The sequence below is a fragment of the Arthrobacter sp. TE26545 genome (assembly GCF_056279005.1).
Window position 1 is genome coordinate 1,648,232 of the sequence record NZ_JBWBQM010000001.1, and the last position, 19,691, is coordinate 1,667,922.

At 62.9% G+C, this 19,691-nt stretch carries 12 protein-coding genes and 1 tRNA gene; 4 read left to right on the plus strand and 9 right to left on the minus strand.

Annotation, left to right across the window (positions count from 1 at the left end; all coding sequences use genetic code 11):
* The first annotated feature begins 124 nt into the window (after positions 1–124).
* From gltB to pyk, 3 genes are read left to right on the plus strand one after another with little or no spacing between them, the layout of a single operon-like run.
* Entirely contained in the window at positions 125–4,738 is a 4,614-nt protein-coding gene (gene gltB / locus ACZ9CK_RS07370) for a glutamate synthase large subunit (protein WP_426303129.1), read from the plus strand.
* On the plus strand, positions 4,731–6,188 hold the full coding sequence (locus ACZ9CK_RS07375; RefSeq protein ID WP_426303130.1) for a glutamate synthase subunit beta: 1,458 nt from the start codon (positions 4,731–4,733) through the stop codon (positions 6,186–6,188). Before gltB ends, ACZ9CK_RS07375 begins: the two co-directional genes overlap by 8 nt.
* A gap of 52 nt (positions 6,189–6,240) precedes the next feature.
* Positions 6,241–7,737 (plus strand): pyruvate kinase, encoded by a 1,497-nt coding sequence (gene pyk, locus ACZ9CK_RS07380; protein WP_426303131.1) that lies wholly within the window; start codon positions 6,241–6,243, stop codon positions 7,735–7,737.
* A 150-nt stretch (positions 7,738–7,887) separates the two neighbouring features.
* On the opposite strand, the gene ACZ9CK_RS07385 is transcribed toward pyk, so the two are convergent.
* Positions 7,888–8,493, minus strand: coding sequence for an ANTAR domain-containing response regulator (locus tag ACZ9CK_RS07385; RefSeq protein ID WP_074587657.1), 606 nt, complete (start codon positions 8,491–8,493; stop codon positions 7,888–7,890).
* A gap of 185 nt (positions 8,494–8,678) precedes the next feature.
* Here ACZ9CK_RS07385 and ACZ9CK_RS07390 point away from each other — a divergent pair.
* A tRNA-Leu gene (locus ACZ9CK_RS07390) sits at positions 8,679–8,760 on the plus strand.
* Positions 8,761–10,707: 1,947 nt separating this feature from the next.
* On the opposite strand, the gene ACZ9CK_RS07395 is transcribed toward ACZ9CK_RS07390, so the two are convergent.
* The 8 genes from ACZ9CK_RS07395 to solA form a co-directional block, all read right to left on the minus strand.
* Complete coding sequence (locus ACZ9CK_RS07395; protein ID WP_426303159.1) at positions 10,708–11,259, minus strand: TetR/AcrR family transcriptional regulator; 552 nt, start codon at positions 11,257–11,259, stop codon at positions 10,708–10,710.
* Positions 11,260–11,284: 25 nt separating this feature from the next.
* Positions 11,285–11,770: a nuclear transport factor 2 family protein gene (locus tag ACZ9CK_RS07400; protein WP_426303160.1), complete on the minus strand. Its 486-nt coding sequence runs from the start codon at positions 11,768–11,770 to the stop codon at positions 11,285–11,287.
* A gap of 970 nt (positions 11,771–12,740) precedes the next feature.
* Positions 12,741–14,195 carry an NAD-dependent succinate-semialdehyde dehydrogenase gene (locus ACZ9CK_RS07405; RefSeq protein ID WP_476049629.1) on the minus strand — a complete coding sequence of 485 codons (1,455 nt, stop codon included), beginning with the start codon at positions 14,193–14,195 and terminating at the stop codon, positions 12,741–12,743.
* Positions 14,192–14,527, minus strand: a complete 336-nt coding sequence (locus ACZ9CK_RS07410; RefSeq protein ID WP_426303162.1) for an SDR family oxidoreductase — start codon at positions 14,525–14,527, stop codon at positions 14,192–14,194. The genes ACZ9CK_RS07405 and ACZ9CK_RS07410 overlap by 4 nt, the downstream gene beginning before the upstream one ends.
* Positions 14,472–15,617, minus strand: coding sequence for an FAD-dependent oxidoreductase (locus ACZ9CK_RS07415; RefSeq protein ID WP_476049630.1), 1,146 nt, complete (start codon positions 15,615–15,617; stop codon positions 14,472–14,474). Before ACZ9CK_RS07415 ends, ACZ9CK_RS07410 begins: the two co-directional genes overlap by 56 nt.
* A 784-nt stretch (positions 15,618–16,401) precedes the next feature.
* Positions 16,402–17,097 carry a GntR family transcriptional regulator gene (locus tag ACZ9CK_RS07420; protein WP_476049631.1) on the minus strand — a complete coding sequence of 232 codons (696 nt, stop codon included), beginning with the start codon at positions 17,095–17,097 and terminating at the stop codon, positions 16,402–16,404.
* 296 nt (positions 17,098–17,393) lie between these two features.
* Complete coding sequence (locus ACZ9CK_RS07425) at positions 17,394–18,341, minus strand: succinylglutamate desuccinylase/aspartoacylase family protein (RefSeq protein WP_476049632.1); 948 nt, start codon at positions 18,339–18,341, stop codon at positions 17,394–17,396.
* A 56-nt stretch (positions 18,342–18,397) separates the two neighbouring features.
* Positions 18,398–19,582 carry an N-methyl-L-tryptophan oxidase gene (solA, locus tag ACZ9CK_RS07430; protein ID WP_476049633.1) on the minus strand — a complete coding sequence of 395 codons (1,185 nt, stop codon included), beginning with the start codon at positions 19,580–19,582 and terminating at the stop codon, positions 18,398–18,400.
* Between the last annotated feature and the right edge of the window lie 109 nt (positions 19,583–19,691).

The following is a 19,691-nucleotide window of genomic DNA, read 5'->3' on the forward strand; positions in this document are numbered from 1 at the left end:
CTGCGCGTCGGTGGCTGGCCTACAATTTCAGTAATTCAGCGCTTTGTTGTGCCCGTCACACGGCAGACAAGGTGGGGCCAACGTTGTCCCTTCCATTCGCACGATCTCGAGGAAGGACGTCTTCATGACCCGTCTTCATCGCCCAAGCCAGACCGGAACGGTTGAGCCGCAGGGAGCAATCTCTCCCTTCAAGCGTTTCGCTGCGCTTCCGGAGGCCCGCGGCCTGTACAACCCGGAGCAGGAGAAGGACGCCTGCGGCCTGGCAATTATCGCCACGCTGCGTGGAGAGCCCGGCTACGACATCGTGGATGCGGCCCTGACCGCACTGCGCGCCCTCGAACACCGCGGCGCCGTCGGCGCTGACGAAGGAACCGGCGACGGCGCCGGCCTGCTGATGCAGATCCCGGACGAGTTCTTCCGCGCTGTCACCGAATTCGAACTGCCTGCCCCCGGCCAGTACGTGGTGGGCACCGCCTTCCTGCCGGCCGAAGGCCGTGAGGCGGACACCGCGAAGGCCGGCATCGAAGGTCTCGCCGCCGACGAGGGCCTGGTCGTCCTCGGCTGGCGCGAGGTCCCCGTCGTCGCCGACCTCGTCGGCGCCATGGCCCGGGCATGCATGCCGTACTTCGCCCAGCCGTTCCTTGCCTCCGCCACCGGTGAGGCCCTCGACCGCAACGAGCTGGATTCCCGCGCCTGGCGTATCCGCAAGCGCGCCCAGAACAAGTTCGGCGTGTACTTCCCCTCCCTGTCTTCGCGCACCATCGTGTACAAGGGCATGCTGACCACCGCGCAGCTCGAGCCCTTCTACCCGGACCTGTCCGACAAGCGCTTCAAGACCAAGCTGGCCATCGTCCACTCGCGCTTCTCCACGAACACCTTCCCGTCCTGGCCCTTGGCGCAGCCCTTCCGCACGATTGCGCACAACGGCGAAATCAACACCGTCAAGGGCAACCGGAACTGGATGCGTGCCCGCCAGTCGCAGCTGGCCAACCCGCTGCTGGGCGACTCGCCGGAAGAGCTGTACCCGATCTGTACCCCGGGTGCCTCCGACTCCGCGTCCTTCGACGAGGTGGCCGAGCTCCTGTGGCTCTCCGGCCGGCCCATCACGCATTCGATCATGATGATGATCCCGGAAGCCTGGGAAAACCACGCCACCATGGATCCGGCGCGCCGTGCCTTCTACGAGTACCACTCGCTGCTCATGGAGCCGTGGGATGGTCCCGCCGCAGTGTCCTTCACCGACGGCAACCTGGTGGGTGCCACCTTGGACCGCAACGGGCTGCGCCCGGGCCGCTACTGGATCACCGAGGACGGGCTGATCGTCTTCGCCTCCGAGGTCGGCGTGATCGACGTCGAACCGTCCAACGTGGTCAAGAAGGGCCGCGTCTCCCCGGGCAAGATGTTCCTTGTGGACACCGAGGCCGGCCGGATCATCGACGACGCCGAGGTCAAGGCCGAGGTGGCCGCCGCCAACCCGTGGGCCGAATGGCTCAAGGACAACCTGATCGACCTCAACGATCTTCCCGAGCGCGAGCACGTCCTGCACACCGCCGCGTCCGTGAACATCCGCCAGCGCACCTTCGGCTACACCACCGAAGAGCTGAAGATCCTGCTCGGCCCCATGGCCCGTACCGGTGCCGAACCGCTGGGTGCCATGGGTTCGGACACCCCGGTGGCCGTACTGTCCAAGCGCCCGCGCCTGCTGTTCGACTACTTCGTGCAGTCCTTCGCGCAGGTCACCAACCCGCCGCTGGATGCCATTCGCGAGGAGCTGGTCACCTCCCTGAAATGCGCCATCGGCCCGAACGGCAACCTGCTCGACCTCGGTCAGGTCCGCCAGCCGCAGGTGTCCCTGCCGTTCCCCGTGATCAACAACGACCAGCTCGCCAAGATCGCGAACATCGAGAACGCCGACGGCGACAAGATCGCCATGAAGGTCCGCGGCCTTTACCGCCCCGAAGGCGGCGAAGCGGCCCTGCGTTCGCGCCTCACCGAAATCTGCGAGCAGGTTTCCGGCGCGATCAACCGCGGCGTGCAGTACATCGTGCTCTCCGACCGTGACTCGAACGCTCAGTGGGCCCCGATCCCGTCCCTGCTGCTGGTCAGCGCCGTGCACCACCACCTGCTGCGCAGCGCCAACCGCACCAAGACCGCCCTCGTGGTCGAGGCCGGCGACGTCCGCGAAACGCACCACGTCGCCGTCCTGGTCGGCTACGGCGCCTCCGCCGTGAACCCGTACCTGGCCATGGAGTCCGTTGAGCAGCTGATCAGCACCGGCGAGGTCGTGGGAGTCACTCCCGAGGACGGCGTCTACAACCTGATCAAGGGCCTCGGCAAGGGCGTCCTGAAGATCATGTCCAAGATGGGTATCTCCACCGTGGCCTCCTACACGGGTGCCCAGACCTTCGAAGCCCTGGGCCTGTCCCAGGAACTCGTGGATGAATTCTTCTCCGGCACGCACTCCCAGCTGGGCGGCGTGGGCCTGGACGTCATCGCGGCCGAAGTGTCGGCACGCCACCAGATGGCGTACCCGGAGGGCGGCATCGAGCAGCCGCACCGCCCGTTGCTTGGCGGCGGCGAGTACCAGTGGCGCCGCGACGGCGAACCTCACCTCTTCAACCCGGAGACCGTGTTCCGCCTGCAGCACGCCACCCGTGAGCGCCGCTACGACATCTTCAAGTCCTACACCCAGGGCATCGACGACCAGTCGAAGAACCTGATGACCCTGCGCGGCCTGCTCAAGTTCAAGGACGGCCTGCGCCAGCCGGTGCCGCTCGAGGAAGTCGAGCCGGTCTCCAGCATCGTCAAGCGCTTCTCCACCGGTGCGATGAGCTACGGCTCCATCTCCAAGGAAGCCCACGAAACCCTTGCCATCGCCATGAACCGCCTGGGCGCCAAGTCCAACACCGGTGAAGGCGGCGAGGACGTGGACCGCCTGCTGGACCCGGAGCGCCGCTCTGCCATCAAGCAGATCGCCTCCGGCCGTTTCGGCGTGACCAGCCTGTACCTCACCAACGCCGAGGACATCCAGATCAAGATGGCCCAGGGCGCCAAGCCCGGCGAAGGCGGCCAGCTGATGGCCCAGAAGGTGTACCCCTGGGTCGCCCGCACCCGGCACTCGACCCCCGGCGTCGGGCTCATTTCCCCGCCCCCGCACCACGACATCTACTCGATCGAGGACCTCGCGCAGCTCATCTACGATGCGAAGCGCGCGAATCCCTCGGCGAGGGTGCACGTGAAGCTGGTGTCCGAGGTCGGCATCGGCACGGTGGCTTCCGGCGTGACCAAGGCGAAGGCCGACGTCGTGCTGGTTTCCGGCCATGACGGCGGAACCGGCGCCTCGCCGCTGAACTCGCTCAAGCACGCGGGCGTCCCCTGGGAGCTCGGCCTCGCCGAGACCCAGCAGACCCTGATGCTCAACGGCCTGCGCGACCGCGTGGTGGTGCAGGTTGACGGCCAGCTCAAGACCGGCCGCGACGTCGTCATCGCCGCACTGCTGGGCGCCGAAGAGTACGGCTTCGCCACCGCCCCGCTGGTGGTTTCCGGCTGCATCATGATGCGCGTCTGCCACTTGGACACTTGCCCCGTGGGCGTTGCCACGCAGAACCCTGAGCTGCGTTCACGCTTCAACGGCAAGCCTGAATTCGTGGTCAACTTCTTCGAATTCCTCGCCGAGGAAGTGCGCGAACTGCTGGCCGAACTGGGCTTCCGCAGCCTCGAAGAGGCCATCGGCCACGCCGAGGTGCTCGACTCCCGTGAGGCGATCGACCACTGGAAGGCCGACGGACTGGACCTCGATCCGATCCTGCATGGCCTCGAGTTCGACGACGACGTGCCGCTGCGCAACCTGACCGGCCAGAACCACGAGCTGGACAAGCACTTCGACCAGCGGCTCATCACGATGGCCGCCGAGGCTCTCAGCGACCGTTCGCCGGTGAAGATCTCCCTCGATGTGATCAACACCGACCGCTCCGTGGGCACGATGCTCGGGCACGTGGTGACCAAGACATTCGGCACCGACGTGCTGGCAACGGACACCATCGACATCACGCTCAACGGCACCGCCGGCCAGTCCCTGGGCGCCTTCCTGCCCGCAGGCATCACCCTGCGCATGTTCGGCGACTCCAACGACTACGTCGGCAAGGGTCTCTCCGGCGGCCGCATCATCGTCCGCCCGGACCGCAACAACGTGTTCCAGGCCGAGCGCAACGTCATCGCGGGCAACGTGATCGGTTACGGTGCCACGAGCGGCGAACTGTTCCTGCGCGGCCAGGTGGGCGAACGCTTCCTGGTCCGCAACTCCGGTGCGACGGCCGTCGTCGAGGGAATCGGCGACCACGGCTGTGAGTACATGACCGGTGGCCAGACCCTGATCATCGGCCGCACCGGCCGCAACTTCGGCGCCGGCATGTCCGGCGGCACCGCCTACGTGCTGGACCTGCAGCCCGCACGCGTCAACAAGGAAGCCCTGGACACCGGCGAGCTCCAGCTCCTTGAACTTGACGCCGAGGACCGTGACATCGTGCACGGCCTGCTGGTCAAGCACCTCGAGGAAACCGAATCTGTCCTGGCCGGCCGCCTGCTCGAAAACTTCGACGACACGGCCGCCCGCATCACCAAGGTGCTGCCGCGCGACTACGCAGCAGTCCTGCAGACCCGTCTCTCCGCCATCGAAGAGGGCCTCGACCCCGACGGCGAAGAAGTCTGGTCCCGAATTCTGGAGGTAACCGGTGGCTGATCCACGCGGATTCTTGAAAGTCCGGCAGCGCGAAACGCAGCCACGCCGCCCCGTTCCCGTCCGCATCATGGACTGGAAGGAAGTGTACGAAGCCCAGGACAAGGGCGTGCTCAAGAGCCAGGCCGGCCGCTGCATGGACTGCGGCGTGCCGTTCTGCCACCAGGGCTGTCCGCTCGGGAACCTGATCCCCGAATGGAACGACCTCACGTGGCGCGGCAAGGGCGAAGAAGCCATCGAGCGCCTGCACGCCACGAACAACTTCCCGGAGTGGACCGGCCGCCTGTGCCCTGCCCCCTGCGAAGCGTCCTGCGTGCTGGGCATCAACCAGCCTGCGGTCACCATCAAGCAGGTGGAAGTCTCGATCATCGACGAGGCCTTCGAAAACGGCTGGGTCCAGCCCCTGCCGCCCACCCGCCTTTCCGGCAAGACCGTTGCGGTCGTCGGGTCCGGCCCTGCCGGCCTCGCCGCTGCCCAGCAGCTGACCCGCGTGGGCCACACCGTCGCCGTCTATGAGCGCGACGACAAGATCGGCGGCCTGCTGCGCTACGGCATCCCCGACTTCAAAATGGAGAAGGAACAGGTCGACCGCCGCATCGAGCAGATGAAGGCTGAAGGCACCCGCTTCCGCACCGGCGTGAACGTCGGCACCGACGTCACCTGGGAGCAGTTGCGCCGCCGCTACGACGCCGTCGTGATCGCCACCGGCGCCACAGTGCCGCGCGACCTCCCCATCCCGGGCCGCGAGCTTGAAGGCATCCACTTCGCCATGGACTACCTGGTTCCGGCCAACCGCGCCGTTGCCGGGGAGACCGTCGAGCACCAGATCGACGCCAGGGGCAAGCACGTAGTGATCCTGGGCGGCGGCGACACCGGCGCCGACTGCCTCGGCACGGCGCACCGCCATGGCGCCGCCTCCGTCACCACGCTGGCGATCGGCAAGCAGCCGCCGCTGGAACGTGCCGCGCACCAGCCGTGGCCGACCTTCCCCACGCTCTTTGAAGTGGCCAGTGCCCACGAAGAAGGCGGCGAACGCACCTACCTGGCCTCCACAGTCGGGTTCGTCGGCGAGAACGGCAGGCTCACCGGCGTCAAGGTCGCCGAAACCGAGTTCGTGGATGGCAAGCGCCTGCCCAAGGCGGGCACCGAGCGCGTCATCCCGGCCGACCTGGTCTTCCTCAGCCTCGGCTTCACGGGGGCAGAGCCGGCCGGCATCACCGAACAGGTGCACGCCGAGTTCGACGGCCGCGGAAACGTGGCCCGGGACGGCTACTACATGACCAACACCGAAGGTGTCTTCGTTGCCGGTGACGCCGGCCGCGGACAGTCCCTCATCGTCTGGGCCATCGCCGAGGGACGCGCCTGCGCGGCCGCCGTCGACAAGCACCTCATGGGAAGCACCATCCTCCCGGCACCTGTCGCCCCCACGGACCGGGCGATCTCCGTCCTGTAGGCACCGCAAGTTCCCCATCCACATCCAGCAGCACAATTACTAGGGTAGGTATATGAGACGCGCGAAAATCGTGGCAACCTTCGGCCCGGCCATCTCCAGCTTCGACAACACCCTTGCGGTGCTCGAGGCCGGCGTCGATGTCGCCCGGATGAACATGAGCCATGGCGACTACTCCGTTCACGACAACACTTACGAGAACGTCCGCAAGGCCTCCGCCCAGTTGCACAAGCCGGTCGCCATCATGGCGGACCTGCAGGGACCGAAGATCCGCCTGGGCCGCTTCGTTGACGGCCCGCACGCCCTCGAGGTCGGTGACACTTTCACCATCACCACCGAGGACGTCCCCGGCACCAAGGAAATCTGCTCCACCACGCTGAAGAGCCTTACCGAAGACGTCAAGGTCGGAGACACCCTCCTGATCGACGACGGCAAGGTCTCCTTGCGTGCGACCGCGGTTGACGACGTCAAGGTCGTCGCTACCGTCACCGTGGGCGGCATGGTCTCCAACAACAAGGGCATCAACCTGCCCGGCGTCGCCGTCAACGTCCCCGCACTGAGCGAAAAGGACGAGGACGACCTCCGCTGGGCCATCAAGCGCGGCGTCGACCTCGTGGCGCTCTCCTTCGTCCGCGACGCATCCGACATCAAGCGCGTCCACGAGATCATGGACGAAGAAGGCCGCCGCGTTCCGGTGATCGCCAAGATCGAAAAGCCGCAGGCCGTGGAGCAGCTGCACGAGATCATCGACGCGTTCGACGCGATCATGGTCGCGCGTGGCGACCTCGGCGTCGAACTGCCGCTCGAAGAGGTGCCGATCGTCCAGAAGCGTGCCATCGAACTGGCCCGCCGCTGGGCCAAGCCGGTCATCGTGGCCACCCAGGTCCTCGAATCCATGATCGACAACCCGCGCCCCACCCGTGCCGAGGCGTCCGACTGCGCCAACGCCGTGCTCGACGGTGCCGACGCCGTTATGCTCTCCGGTGAGACCAGCGTGGGCAAGTACCCGATCGAGACCGTCAAGACCATGGCGCGCATCATCGAGTCCACCGAAGAGCACGGCCTCGAGCGCGTTCCTCCGCTGGGCACCAAGCCCAAGACCCGTGGTGGCGCAATCACCCGGGCCGCCGTCGAAATCGCCGACCAGCTGGAAGCGAAGTACATCTGTACCTTCACCCAGTCCGGCGACTCCGCCCGCCGCCTGTCCCGCCTGCGCCCGATCAAGCCGGTCTTCGCCTTCACCCCCGTGGAGCACGTGTGGAACCAGCTGGCCCTCACCTGGGGCATCCAGCCGGTGCTGGTCTCCACCGTGGACCACACCGACGCCATGACCGCACAGGTTGACCGCAGCCTGCTGGACATGAAGCTCGTCGAGAACGGCGACCTCGTGGTCATCGCTGCCGGTTCGCCTCCCGGACAGGCCGGTTCCACCAACTCGCTGAAGGTGCACAAGGTCGGCGACCTTGCCGACACTTCGAAGGCAAGCGCGGAGCGCAAGGAAAAGCTCGGCCCGTGGCCGGAAAAGAAGAAGAGGAAGCCGGCCAAGGCCTGATCTTCTTGTTCGACAGCAAAGGAGGCTCCCGCCGTTTGGCGGGAGCCTCCTTTGCTGTCTAGGTGTCAGTACCCCGGCGGGCAGCCGCGGGTACGCGCAAGGGGCGACCGGCCGCCGTCGTGCAGTTCCGGTCGCCCCTTGCGGGAAACGCTAGTTGACCTGGTTGATGATGGTCTCGGCCACCTCGCGCATGCTCAGGCGGCGGTCCATGGAGGTCTTCTGGATCCACCGGAAGGCTTCCGGTTCGGTCAGACCCATCTTGGTGGTCAGCAGGCTCTTGGCGCGCTCCACCAGCTTGCGGGTGGCGAACTGCTCCTGGAGGTCGGACACCTCGCTCTCCAGCGCCTTGATTTCCTCGTGGCGGGAGAGTGCGATTTCGATCGCGGGGATGAGGTCGGCCGGGGTGAAGGGCTTGACCACGTAGGCCATGGCGCCGGCGTCGCGGGCACGCTCCACGAGTTCCTTCTGGCTGAAAGCGGTCAGCAGCACCACGGGGGCAATGCGGGCCTTGACGATCTTTTCGGCAGCGGAGATGCCGTCCATGACAGGCATCTTGACGTCCATAAGCACGAGGTCGGGTGTGAGCTCCTCGGCCAGTTCCACGGCCTTCTCGCCGTTGTCCGCTTCTCCGACGACGTCGAAACCTTCGCCCTTCAGGATTTCGATGATGTCCAGGCGGATGAGGGTCTCATCTTCTGCGACAACAACGCGGCGGGCAGGCTGGGAGGCGGGCTTGGATTCCGTCTGTTCTGACACAGGATCTCCTTGGGGGGGTACGGCGGGTTCTCCACCATCTTAGTTGCCCGGGTTCGTGCGTATGATTTATTGCTCGGCCGGGTCGGTTCTGAGATTCAGACTATCTGCATGTAGAGTAGTTTCGCGCACTCCGACAGGGGCGATGACGCGGAGGTTCTCCAGTCGTTACTTGTTGAGTGTTCCGCGCCCGAGTGGCGGAATTGGCAGACGCGCCGCACTCAAAATGCGGTATCGAAAGGTGTGTGGGTTCGAGTCCCACCTCGGGCACGTGTTTTCCCAGCTCAGGGGCCGGTTGGCCGCTGAGTGTGGACAATTTGTTCACGGATGGGCCCCTTCGGGGGCCTTTTTTCGTTGGCTGGGTGCCTTCCTTTCCTTTCTCTGACCGCGGTTCTGCGGTCTTGCATCTTCATGGCAGGACCGGACCTGAACTACATGACATCTGCACCGTCGTCCGCGATGATTTCGTTTGGTGGAGCACACAGAGGAGTTCGGAGCGTTCAAGAGGGCGTCCACAATGTGCACACCTGCCCTGAGGGCTGGGCCCGGGCTGATCAAATTTGCCAGGTTCTCGTGCGGTGTCGGCCCACATGAAACAGGTGGGCACGGTCGGCGGTCCAGTCGGCAAGGAAGCGCCGTGATCTCCGAGAGACATAAGCCGATCCAGGTGGTGTCATCTGGCCGCCTGAGATGTCTGCGGGTCTTACTGGCTTGAGCTGACTCCGTTGGCGAGCAGGATCAGCATGCATTTGTATTCCGGGGCGTCAGAACCTGTGGGGCGTTCCAGTCCCGGCTGAGGTAAACACCGGTTGTGGTGCTTTGGTCATTGACTGGCGTGGTCTGCCATCCGTAACTTCTGACTGTTCTCCGGTCCGCCTCAAATGCGATATTGGTGCATTCGCTGTCCTTAAGGATGTACCTGGAGTCTTTGATCATCGCGAACATCTCGTCTGTGGTAGGTGAGTCATCGCGTTCCCAGGTGCATTGAATGCTGGGACATCGCACATCGATGCAATATGCGAACAGAACGGCTGAGACCGTCCATACGATGCGGCGCCGGAGCGTCGGGGCATTTCTACGGCTTGCGCGGTGCATCGGCTTGCTCATTTGCGCACCGCCATCGTCACTGAAAGCCGGAATACGGAGCCCTGGCACGCAGATTGCGAGGCTGCGGACATCGACGCGGCGCCAGGGAGGGTGATCAGGACCGAGGAATTCGCCGGCACCACAACCGCGGGGCTCGGCTCAACGGAGCGGCCCAGGCGTGCCCGCTGGCGGCGAGGGCGGGTGCAGACGCCCGGAATCCAGGCAGCCGAAGGCCAGACGGCACGGCGCACAGCGCGGGCTCGCCGTGAATCCGGAAGCAAGTAGCCGCCGGAATCCTTGCGGAAACCAGCCGGTCGACGGGAACAAGAAAATCGTGTCCGGAGTGGAGAGAAGCCGTGGGAAAACATGGAAAAGTGACGCCGCGCAAGGAGCAATGCGCGGTCTCACGGAAACAACACATTCCTCGAAGTCCCGGCCCTATTTCAGGAGAATTCTAGAATTTCGGGTCAACCGGAATGTCCGGTTAAACAGGAAGGCCCGCGCAAATTGCCAGGGCCCGGTTCGCCTGTTCAGGGGTTTCAAAGGGTGCCGAGATCTCCATCAACCGGCTCCACGAGGGTCAACGCACAGGCGAAGCGTCACGGTTGAACCGGTCAATTGTGCTGCCTTTCACCACCTCAGGCCAAGGATGGGGGCTGGCCGGGGGCCTGAGCCATCGTGCCAATGCCCTTCTGTCTGCGGCTCTCAGAACCGATGACCGGCCCACGATCCGCAGCTCGCCGCCCATCCGAAGGCCGGCGACGATTTCGGTGGGGCGGTCCATCGGTCCGATCACGGCACCGCAGACTATGTCCGTTTCAAGACTCTTGTACTTAAGCCAGATGCCTTTGCCGCCGACATACGGCTGCGCTTCACCCTTCAGAGGGTGGTGGGCCTCGTCGGCAATGAGCAGGGCAAGTTCTTGCCGGTAGCGGAAGCACACATATTGGAAAGGGGCTGCATCAAGGCAGGTTCCAGGGCGGCTTGGCTCCGCCCTGGAACCTGCGCCCTTCATGAGCATGGGCTCCGAGGCCAGTTGCTACTCCCTGTTGCGGATATGACGGAAATTTGGGTACTGCGCCCTCGTCCGCGGGGTCCTTGTAACGGAGCTGTCAGGGTGGCGGTTTTGAATCAACGTCCGCTGAGCACGCGTGCCCATGGTTCGTCGATGTCGCCAAGGCCCAACGTGGCTACCACGTTGTCGACCATGCCGGCGCCTAACCAGCGACGCACTGCCTCCTCGTCAGCGTGGAAGAGGGCCTGGACGGTGTCGACCTGCTTGGCATAACACCGACGGACCGCGGCACGGACGAGTGGCTCCTCGGCCGCGCAGTTCGCATGCATGAGGAATCTGAGTATCGTGCGGTCGGCAACCAGTGCGGAGTAGGCGTCGCGGGCTGCCTGCAGCGCCTGCTCTGGGGTTGCTTCCGCCGCTGCAGGATCCGGCGCGTAATCCATCAGCGCCTGCGTCATCACCTCGGAGACGTGATCGACCGCCATCGCGAACAGCGTTTCCTTGTTCTGGTAGAGGCGGTACAGGTATGGCTGGGAGATTCCTACCCGCTCCGCAATCTCGTGAGTCGTCGTCCCATAGAACCCCTTCTGGGCGAAACACTCGACGGCGGCCGTCACGACGGCCTGGCGTCGCTCGTCACTCCTCGCCCGGGTGCCGGCGGCAGGCATGATCAGCGTCCAATCACGGTGGTACTCAGTTCCCGAAGCTCACGCCGGGCTCTGCGCCAGGGGCGTCCTCGGGCGGCGTGAGCGCCTCGATGGCGATGAGCGGGTTCCAGTAGTCGAGGAAGTGGGTGACGAGCCCCTCGTCGTTTGTGTGGACGATTGAGACGACCTCTTGGTTGTACGGCTTGCCAGTTGGGACGGCAGTTCCTTCTGACCGGAACTCCGCGATGGCCAGAAGCGGGTCGACTGTCTCGTGGAAGACCACGTCGACGAACTCGACGTCGAAGGTCTTCGGGAAGTTCGCCATGTGGGCGACAAGCGCCTCGTGGCCCTGCACCGTTCGAGGCATTCCTGCCGGTGCGAAGGGGAACTCCAGTAAACCGTCGGGGGCGAACAGCTTCGCCCATTCGTCGGTCTGGCCCGCGGCGGTCAGTCGCAGGTGCTCGGTGAGGGCGTGCTGGGCTGGGGTCCGTGTAACGGACTGGGTGCTGTCAACGTGGGTGTCGGTGGTCATGCCGTTCTCCTATGGGCTGTTAGTGATCAATCAATCACTAACCATCAGTGTACACCACTCATTGTTAGTGATCAATCAACCACTAATGGATGCAAGGCTATGGCCCTATCGTCTCGGCTACTACACCGATGGAGGTGTGGTGTACGTGGATTCTGGATTCGTGCTCCAGAATCACATCCCGGCGATGTCCGTACCCGCACAAATACAGAGGCCCTCGGTTGTCGCTACAAGGCAGAAAAGTGAGTGTGCACAATGTGCAACCTTGCCCTGCGGACCGGCCCGTACATCGGTCGGACTCGGCCGGATTGGCGATGTTTTCGGCGGAGTGGCGGATTCCCGGGGCCTGGAATGCAATTCGAGTCCCACCTCGGGCACGCATTTTCCCAGCTCAGGGGCCGGTTGGCCGCCGAGTGTGGACAATTTGTTCACGGATGGGTCCCTTCGGGGGCCTTTCTTGTTTCGGGGTGCCTGCCTTCTTCGGGTGCTTGCTGGTTCTGTGGTCTTGCTTGTTCATGGTGGGGTAGGGGCTCTTGTACATGACTTCTGAGGGTTCGCGACTGGGGCAACGGCGATTGCGTCAGCCTGTTAGAGGTTCCAGGGGTTTGGTCCGGTTTCGGCGCCGTTCTGATAGCGGAGCCAACGCTGGGTTGAGGGGCCCGGAGCGCAACTTGCGGTTCCGGGAGCAGTCTAAAAACTTTCTTTCCACCATGAACGGCCCAGGTAGCGTCATGGACTGTTGTGTGGTTGTGCTTATCCGGGCTTAGCTTCATCGCAGTTCCGCGTCCGATGCTGTACGCGCGGGACGATGCGGCTGAAGAGGGGATGGGTTCTGGAGGACTCGGGAGAGGACGCAGAACTGACGATCACCCGGCTGGATGAGTGTCACAGCCGTTGCTACCGGGTACGTTCCGGGAGGCGGACCTCATTAATGCTGAGACCAGCCATGGCTTTGCCCAAGCCTACGGGATCCTTAGACAGCAATTGCGGTGTACTTGATTTCCAGAAATTCCTCGATACCTATCTTGCCTCCTTCGCGTCCCAGGCCTGACTGCTTGACGCCTCCGAAGGGGGCAGCCGGGTTGGAGACGATGCCGGTGTTGAGGCCGACCATGCCGACTTCGAGCTCGGCGGAGAAGCGCAGGGCCTTGTCCATGTTTTCGGTGAACACGTAGCCCACGAGTCCCCATTCGGTGTCGTTGGCGAGCCGGAGGACTTCGTCCTCGCTGTCGAAGGCGGTGATGGCAGCGACGGGCCCGAAGATTTCGGTGCTCATCAGTTCCGCGTCCTGGGAGACATCGGTCAGGACGGTGGGGGTGTAGAAGTATCCGGGTCCTTCGGGGCGGCTTCCGCCGGTGAGGATCCGCGCACCCTTGGAGACGGCGTCCGCGACGAGGCTTTCAACCTTGTCCAGGCCCTTCTGCTCGATCAGGGGTCCGACGTCGGTCCCGGCCACTGCTCCGTTGCCCACCTTCAGCTCGGAGATCTTCTTGGCGAACTTCTCGCCGAATTCCCCGGCCACGGAACGATGGACGAAGAAGCGGTTTGCGGCGGTGCAGGCCTCGCCCATGTTGCGCATCTTGGCTTTCATGGCGCCGTCGACGGCTTTTTCGATGTCGGCGTCGGCCAGGACGATGAACGGGGCGTTCCCGCCCAGTTCCATCGAGGAACGCATCACATTGTCCGCAGCCTGGCGCAGCAGGATCTTGCCGACCTCGGTGGAACCGGTGAAGCTGACCTTGCGGGCGATGCCGCTGCCCATCCAGGTGCCCACCACGGCCGAAGCGCTGGCGGTGGTGACGACGTTCAGGACGCCGTCGGGAAGGCCTGCTTCCCGGAAGATCTGTACCAGGGCAAGGGAGGTCAGTGGCGTGAGTTCGGCGGGCTTGAAGACCATGGTGCAGCCGGCGGCCACGGCCGGGGCGATTTTGCGCGCGCCCATGGCCAGCGGGAAGTTCCACGGGGTGACCAGCACGCAGGGACCCACCGGTTCCTTGGTGATCATGATCCGGGTGTTGCCGTCCACGGAGGTGGCGTGGTCGCCGCCGATGCGGACGGCTTCTTCGGAGAACCAGCGGAGCATGTCGGCGCCGTAGGCCACTTCGCCCTTGGCCTCGGCCAAGGGTTTGCCCATCTCGGCGGTCATGATCGCGGCAAGGCGGTCGGTGTTGGCAATGACCAGTTCGAAGGCCTTGCGCAGAATGTCCGCCCGCTGGCGCGGGGTGGACTTGGCCCACTCCGCCTGGGCGCGGTGCGCGGCTTCGATGGCTGCCTGGGCTTCCTCCGGGCCGCCGTCTGCCACGTGGGCAATGACCTCGTGGGTAGCCGGGTTTTCCACCGGGAAGGTGGCTCCATTGGCAGCCTTCTGCCAGGCGCCGTCGATGAACAGGTCGGTATGCAGTCCCGAAGGGTCGAATGAGGTGCTCATGTCACGCTTTCATGGATCGAGGAGGGAAATTTCCAATGAGCTTGCGGGATTGTCGTGCTTGATGATGACGAGTACGCAACTAGCTTCGGGATGTCATTTTCACAGCCGGGGGCCGAAGGCGACGTTCGTCTGAAGGCGGTGTATCCGCCGTCGACGGGCAGGACCGCCCCAGTGTAGGAGGACTCCGCGGACGCCATGAAGAGAACGGAGTTCGCGACCTCTTCGGGTGTGGCGAGGCGCTGGAGGGGGATCTGTCCCTCGCGCTGGCGGCGGTAGTTAACGTGCCTTGTCGATCGAGCGCGTAGGGGCCATAAATTCAAACTTGCTGTCATTGTTCCCTTGGACCATGTCGGCTGCGATCCGTCCGATGCCGGGGCACATTTTGAACCCGAATCCTGCAAACCCGTTGGCCAGAAGAATGTTTTCGCTGCCCGGCAGGAATCCCAGGAACGGGATCCAGTCATCCACGTAGAAGTCTGCCCAGGCACCGGCCCGTATCGGACTCTTATTGAGTCCTGGGAAGTATTGGGCAACGTGCCTTTCCATGTACTGGATCTCCTCCACCGTCTGTCCGCGGAAGTAGTCATAAGGTCCAGTCATCTCAGTGGGCGCTCCTCCGGGAGCGATTTTCACGGACCCTCCGCCGTCCAGGCTTGGCGCGCCGTACAAGGTCCCATCGGCGACCAAGCGCTGAAAGACTGGAAACTTTTCCGCGCTGAAATCATGCCCGGGCAGGGGGCTGAACCAGGTGAGTTTGATGCGGCCGGCACGGCTCTTGTTGCGAAGCTCAGGATTGAGATGCTCCCCGGACCATGAACCGGTGGTCACGACGACCTTTTTGGCAGTCCATTGGTTTTCGCCGTCGGTCAATACCACGCCTTCCGGCGAGGCGTGGTGAATGCTGACCTTTGAATAGTCGTGGACCTCGGCTCCCAAGGCATTTGCCCGCGTGACTGCGGTCAACACAGCCTGTTCGCAACGAATAAAGCCTTGGGTGGTGTCAAACATCCCGATTTCGTCCGAGTCCAGCCGGTGTTCCGGAAAGCGGTTCTGCATTTCCGATCGGCTGAGGTATTCGACCTCCACGCCGGCTTGTTCTGCCGCGACCTTAGCGGCGACCATCCTCGAATCCTCAGGACGTCCGATCATAAGGCCACCGGTTGCGGTCAGGATTTGGATGTCGGAGAACTCCTGCAGGGTCTCCCAGCGGGTGCGAGCCAGCTCAATCACCGGAGTATATTCCGGGCGGCTAGTCTGCATCCGCCTAAACAGACGGGTCTCGCCACCAACAGCTCCACGATCGTGGCCAATTCCATACTGCTCAAACCCAACGACGTTCAGGCCGTCCTCCGCGAGCTGCCATAGTGCCATGCTCCCCATGGCGCCCAAGCCGATAACGGCGACGTCGAAGTCCGTATGCATAAGATTCCTTCTTCGTATTTCAGGCCCATACGGCCGAGGGAAAGCATCGCCAGACACGAGTGCGTAGGTGTCACATCAGTGCTCTCGTTGACGATCCAAGCGGCAGCACCCGGGCTTGCCCCTCGCTGCTTTCAATCGCAAGTGATCGCTCGTCGCCCGATATCCCGGGCGCTTAAAGCGTCTTTTGAATGTTACCCATACCCAGACTCGTTCGACAAGATTGTCCGACAGAAATTTTCTGGGTTGTTGACTGCCGCTCTTGCTGCTTTCGAGCTTGCAGGCTTGGGCAGGTTCCTCTGTCAGGGCTTCTCAAGCAGGAGGCAAGTCCGGAATGTGCGGCAGCCACGGTCTGTGGAGTTCAGGCATCAGACGTGGTGCGCCTAAGACGTGTTGGAAAACGCGGACGGCGACGATGCATCTGGTCGGCTAGATGTATTACCCACAGACGACATGCCGCCTTCGATAAAAGCGCCAACCGCAACCGTGGCGTAAACGGTGGCAGAGGCCGAGGTGTTGCCCGTCGAGGCGCAGACCACGGCCCGGGCGCCGGCCGCGAGCGGGCGGTCATGATCATGCCACGCTCCTTGCGGTAACCCGTGCTGTCTATTACATCCAGGTTGAGGTATCGAGGGGACTGGGAAAATTCGGACAGCTTTTGCGCATGAGTAGGGGGCGCTCCACCCTCGCCCAGCGTGACGAGCTTCGTTGCTTCCGTTAGCGGCGAACGCACGTTTGCGCCGTGTCGGCCGTGCTCGGGCCCTATGGGAACGCCGAGCGCATCCGGTCAAAATTGGGCGCCGGGAGTTACCTCTGCCTCGTCGTGTTGATGGTAGTGGTCTTCTATAGCCCGCTGAAGAATCTCGGGATCGCCACCGACCACGGCGTCGAGAAGTTTAAGGTGCCGTTCGGTAGCCACCTCTCCCGGGTACTTAACGCCAGGGCGCAGGATTGTCGGGACTGTAATCACATTCAGAAATGGTTGCTGCCTCCGCCATGTGTCTATCAGCCAAGGGTGCTTGCACTCAGCAATCAGCGAGCCATGAAAGGTGCGATCCAGTTCCCAAAACCTGTCAAAATCGCGCACCAGGTCGAGTTCACTCATCTGCTCAGCGGCTTCACGCATGGTTTGCACAGTCTCCGGGCTGACAGGAAAATTGATGCTCCGAACAGCCTGCAACTCAATCATGGCGAACACTTCGCCAAGTCCCACGACGTCCTCGTGGCTGAACTCTCGCACAGAATAGCCTCTGTGCGGTTCCCCAAGGACAAATCCCATGGCCGCCAGACGCTGAAGGGCCTCACGGATAGTGCCCCTGGAGACTTTGTGTTGTTCTGCCAGGTCAAGTTCGCCGAGTCTTTCCCTCGGGTAGCGTGAGCCAAGCAGGATCTCGTTCCGAAGGGCGGTAGCTACCATATCAACCCGGGTGGGTTTCTTCTGCGCCGTGCGGGAACCTGTTCCTGCTGGCAGTTCTTCGGTCATTGTCGATGCTCCTAGCCTGTTCGCGACACGGACACGAGGCATTACAACCGCGGTCCGCAACGTTAATTACACCAGTTGTTTCGGCGGCTTCATTCCGTCTGCTCCCGCATGCCACCATCTATACAGGCTGACAGCTTGATGGTGGGGCAAGAGCTTCAACGCTTTTGCGGTGTTTCCGATCCTCCAGGCGCCTGGGTCGTAATGAGGGACGCCAGCATGCATCCCAAGCGGCGACGACAGTTCGTTGCGCCTATCCCGGGACGCAAACTGTAACGGGTACATGGAGCGTCCTTATTTCAATGTGGCTCTGCGACGTTCACGGGCGTTGCGATGGAAGCGATGAGATCACCAGCGTTCACCGCCAGACTTGAGATCCCATAAATGAGTACTCCCGGAACTGGCGACCGGGCCTCCTGAAGCACAGCTCCAAAAGGATCCCGGACGATGCCAAGCAAGGTGCCGGCTTCGACGGGCGAACCTGGCAATACGTGGCCGAACCATAATCCAGAGCTTTCGCACATCACGCCTTGGCTCTTGAACGGAGGCAGCGGAGTTCTCGCCTCGCTGTCCTCGTCCAGCAGGCCAGAGATCTTTACTAGTCGATCAAGGCCCTCCCGCTGAACCGCCACGTCCGATGGGGACCACTTGCCTTCCCCTCCGACTTCGATGAGGACGGAAGGGATTCCGGCACGTGACGCTTCGGTAGTGGACGTTCCCTTGGTGTCCACCAATACAACCCTCGGAACATCAAATTGGCTCGCCATTCTCAGCGATGCATCGTTGACGTCTGACGTTCCAACGTTGCTGATACACGCATAGTTGTCCAGGACTTCGGGGATGTCGCCGCTGTGACAATCTACGTAGTAATTACCGCGAGAGATAATGTTTGACCACAGCCAGTAGGCAAGCCGCCCAGTGGGTCCACCGTTTGGATCGCCGGGAAAAGCGCGGTTGAGATTCTCTCCGTCCATCGGGTTGACGAACGCGGTTCTCTTGAAGAAGGCAAGAGGACTGCACCGTAGCGAAGCGATGACGGTTCCTTGAATGGCCGTGGGATCCAGGTCGAAAACAAAGTCCTGTAAAGCCACCATGGAAACGTATTCACCGCCGTGGACTCCCGCGGTGACAGCAAGGATCGGCCCGGGGCGTTCACCATGAACGATGACGATGGGAAGCTCAAGGACCTCTTCGTCGATCTCGACCGAACAGTAGCCCGATGACCGTGTCCCTGGTTCAGCAACCAAGGACCCCACCCTGAATGGCTCACGTGGACGATTCATCTGGATCTCCCGTAAATACTTCAGCTAAGTGGCAATGACGTGAACTTGGAGTCTGGTCCCAGGAACCTTGCAGGGTTCATGAAACTGACGTCGGTGGCAGTTGTTCCGTCCAGAACAAGGTCAGCGGCAATAGCGCCCAAGGCAGAGGCCATCTTGAAGCCGTGGCCGGAGAAGCCGGCGGCCACGACGACGCCTTCCATTCCGGGCACGGTTCCCAACAATCCGGTCTCGTCTGGTGTGTAACCGTCGGCGCAGAGGGCAACCCGAACCGGGTCCGGAATCAGTCCAGGAAGGAATTCCCGGACCCATCTAAGGATGGGCTTCAAGTACTCAGGGTCCCACGAAAGCGGCTTCTCCATGGACTCCACTTCGTCCATGTAGACGCTCCCCGCGACCTTCACAGTCCAACCATCTGCGCTCGGGAACCCGTAAAGGCGAACTTTGTCCGAGCGCTCCTCTTCCTCAGCCCTCCGGAGGAAGACCGGCAGGCCTTCCCTGCAGAATAGGGATGGATCCACAGCCGGGAACCAGGTCAGGACCTGCGGCAGAACCGAAAGGTGAACGCCGAGTTCCTTGCACACCGCACCAGCGCCGGTACCCTGCGAGAGGATCACCCGGGAGGCGATGATTTCTTGATGTTCGGTTCTAACGATGTACCGGTCACCATACGTCTCAACGGTGTGTGCTTTCCGGTTTCCCAGGAACTGGGCGCCAAGCCGTTTGGCCTCAACCAGGGCGGCGGTCACCGCTTTCTCTGACTTCAGGTAGCCTCCCTCCGGATCAAAGATCGCAACATCGTTGTCCCTGATGACATGATCGGGATACTTTGCCCTGGCCTCATCGCCCCGGAGAAGTTCGTAGTCGAGGCCGTGCTCTTTGCCGGCCGCCACAAGCGAAGCCAACCGCGGGTTGTGTTCGTCGAAGATCGTGACAGCACCCGTGGTGTCGAGCAATTGAGTCCCGCTAATTGTCTCCAGCTCGCGCCAGAGATCCTGAGACCGTTGCAGGATCGGCGTGTAGTGCCCGCCCTCCGCATACACCTTGCGGAAAACCCGCGATTCGCCGGCGTAGGCGGAGAATGGGCCCGGGATCGAAAAGCGGTCGATTCCGATGACCCGCAGGCCGCGGGAGGCGAGCTGCCAACTTGCCATGCTCCCTACGGAGCCGACTCCAACGATTGCGACGTCCGTTTCAAGTGCTGTCATGTTCTTACCTTGTTTTCAGTGAAGAGGTTGGGCTTGGTGCAGACCCTAATGGAAGCCGGCAAACGCTTCGCAGACTTGTTCTACGTATGGGACGCGCGCCCCGGACGCG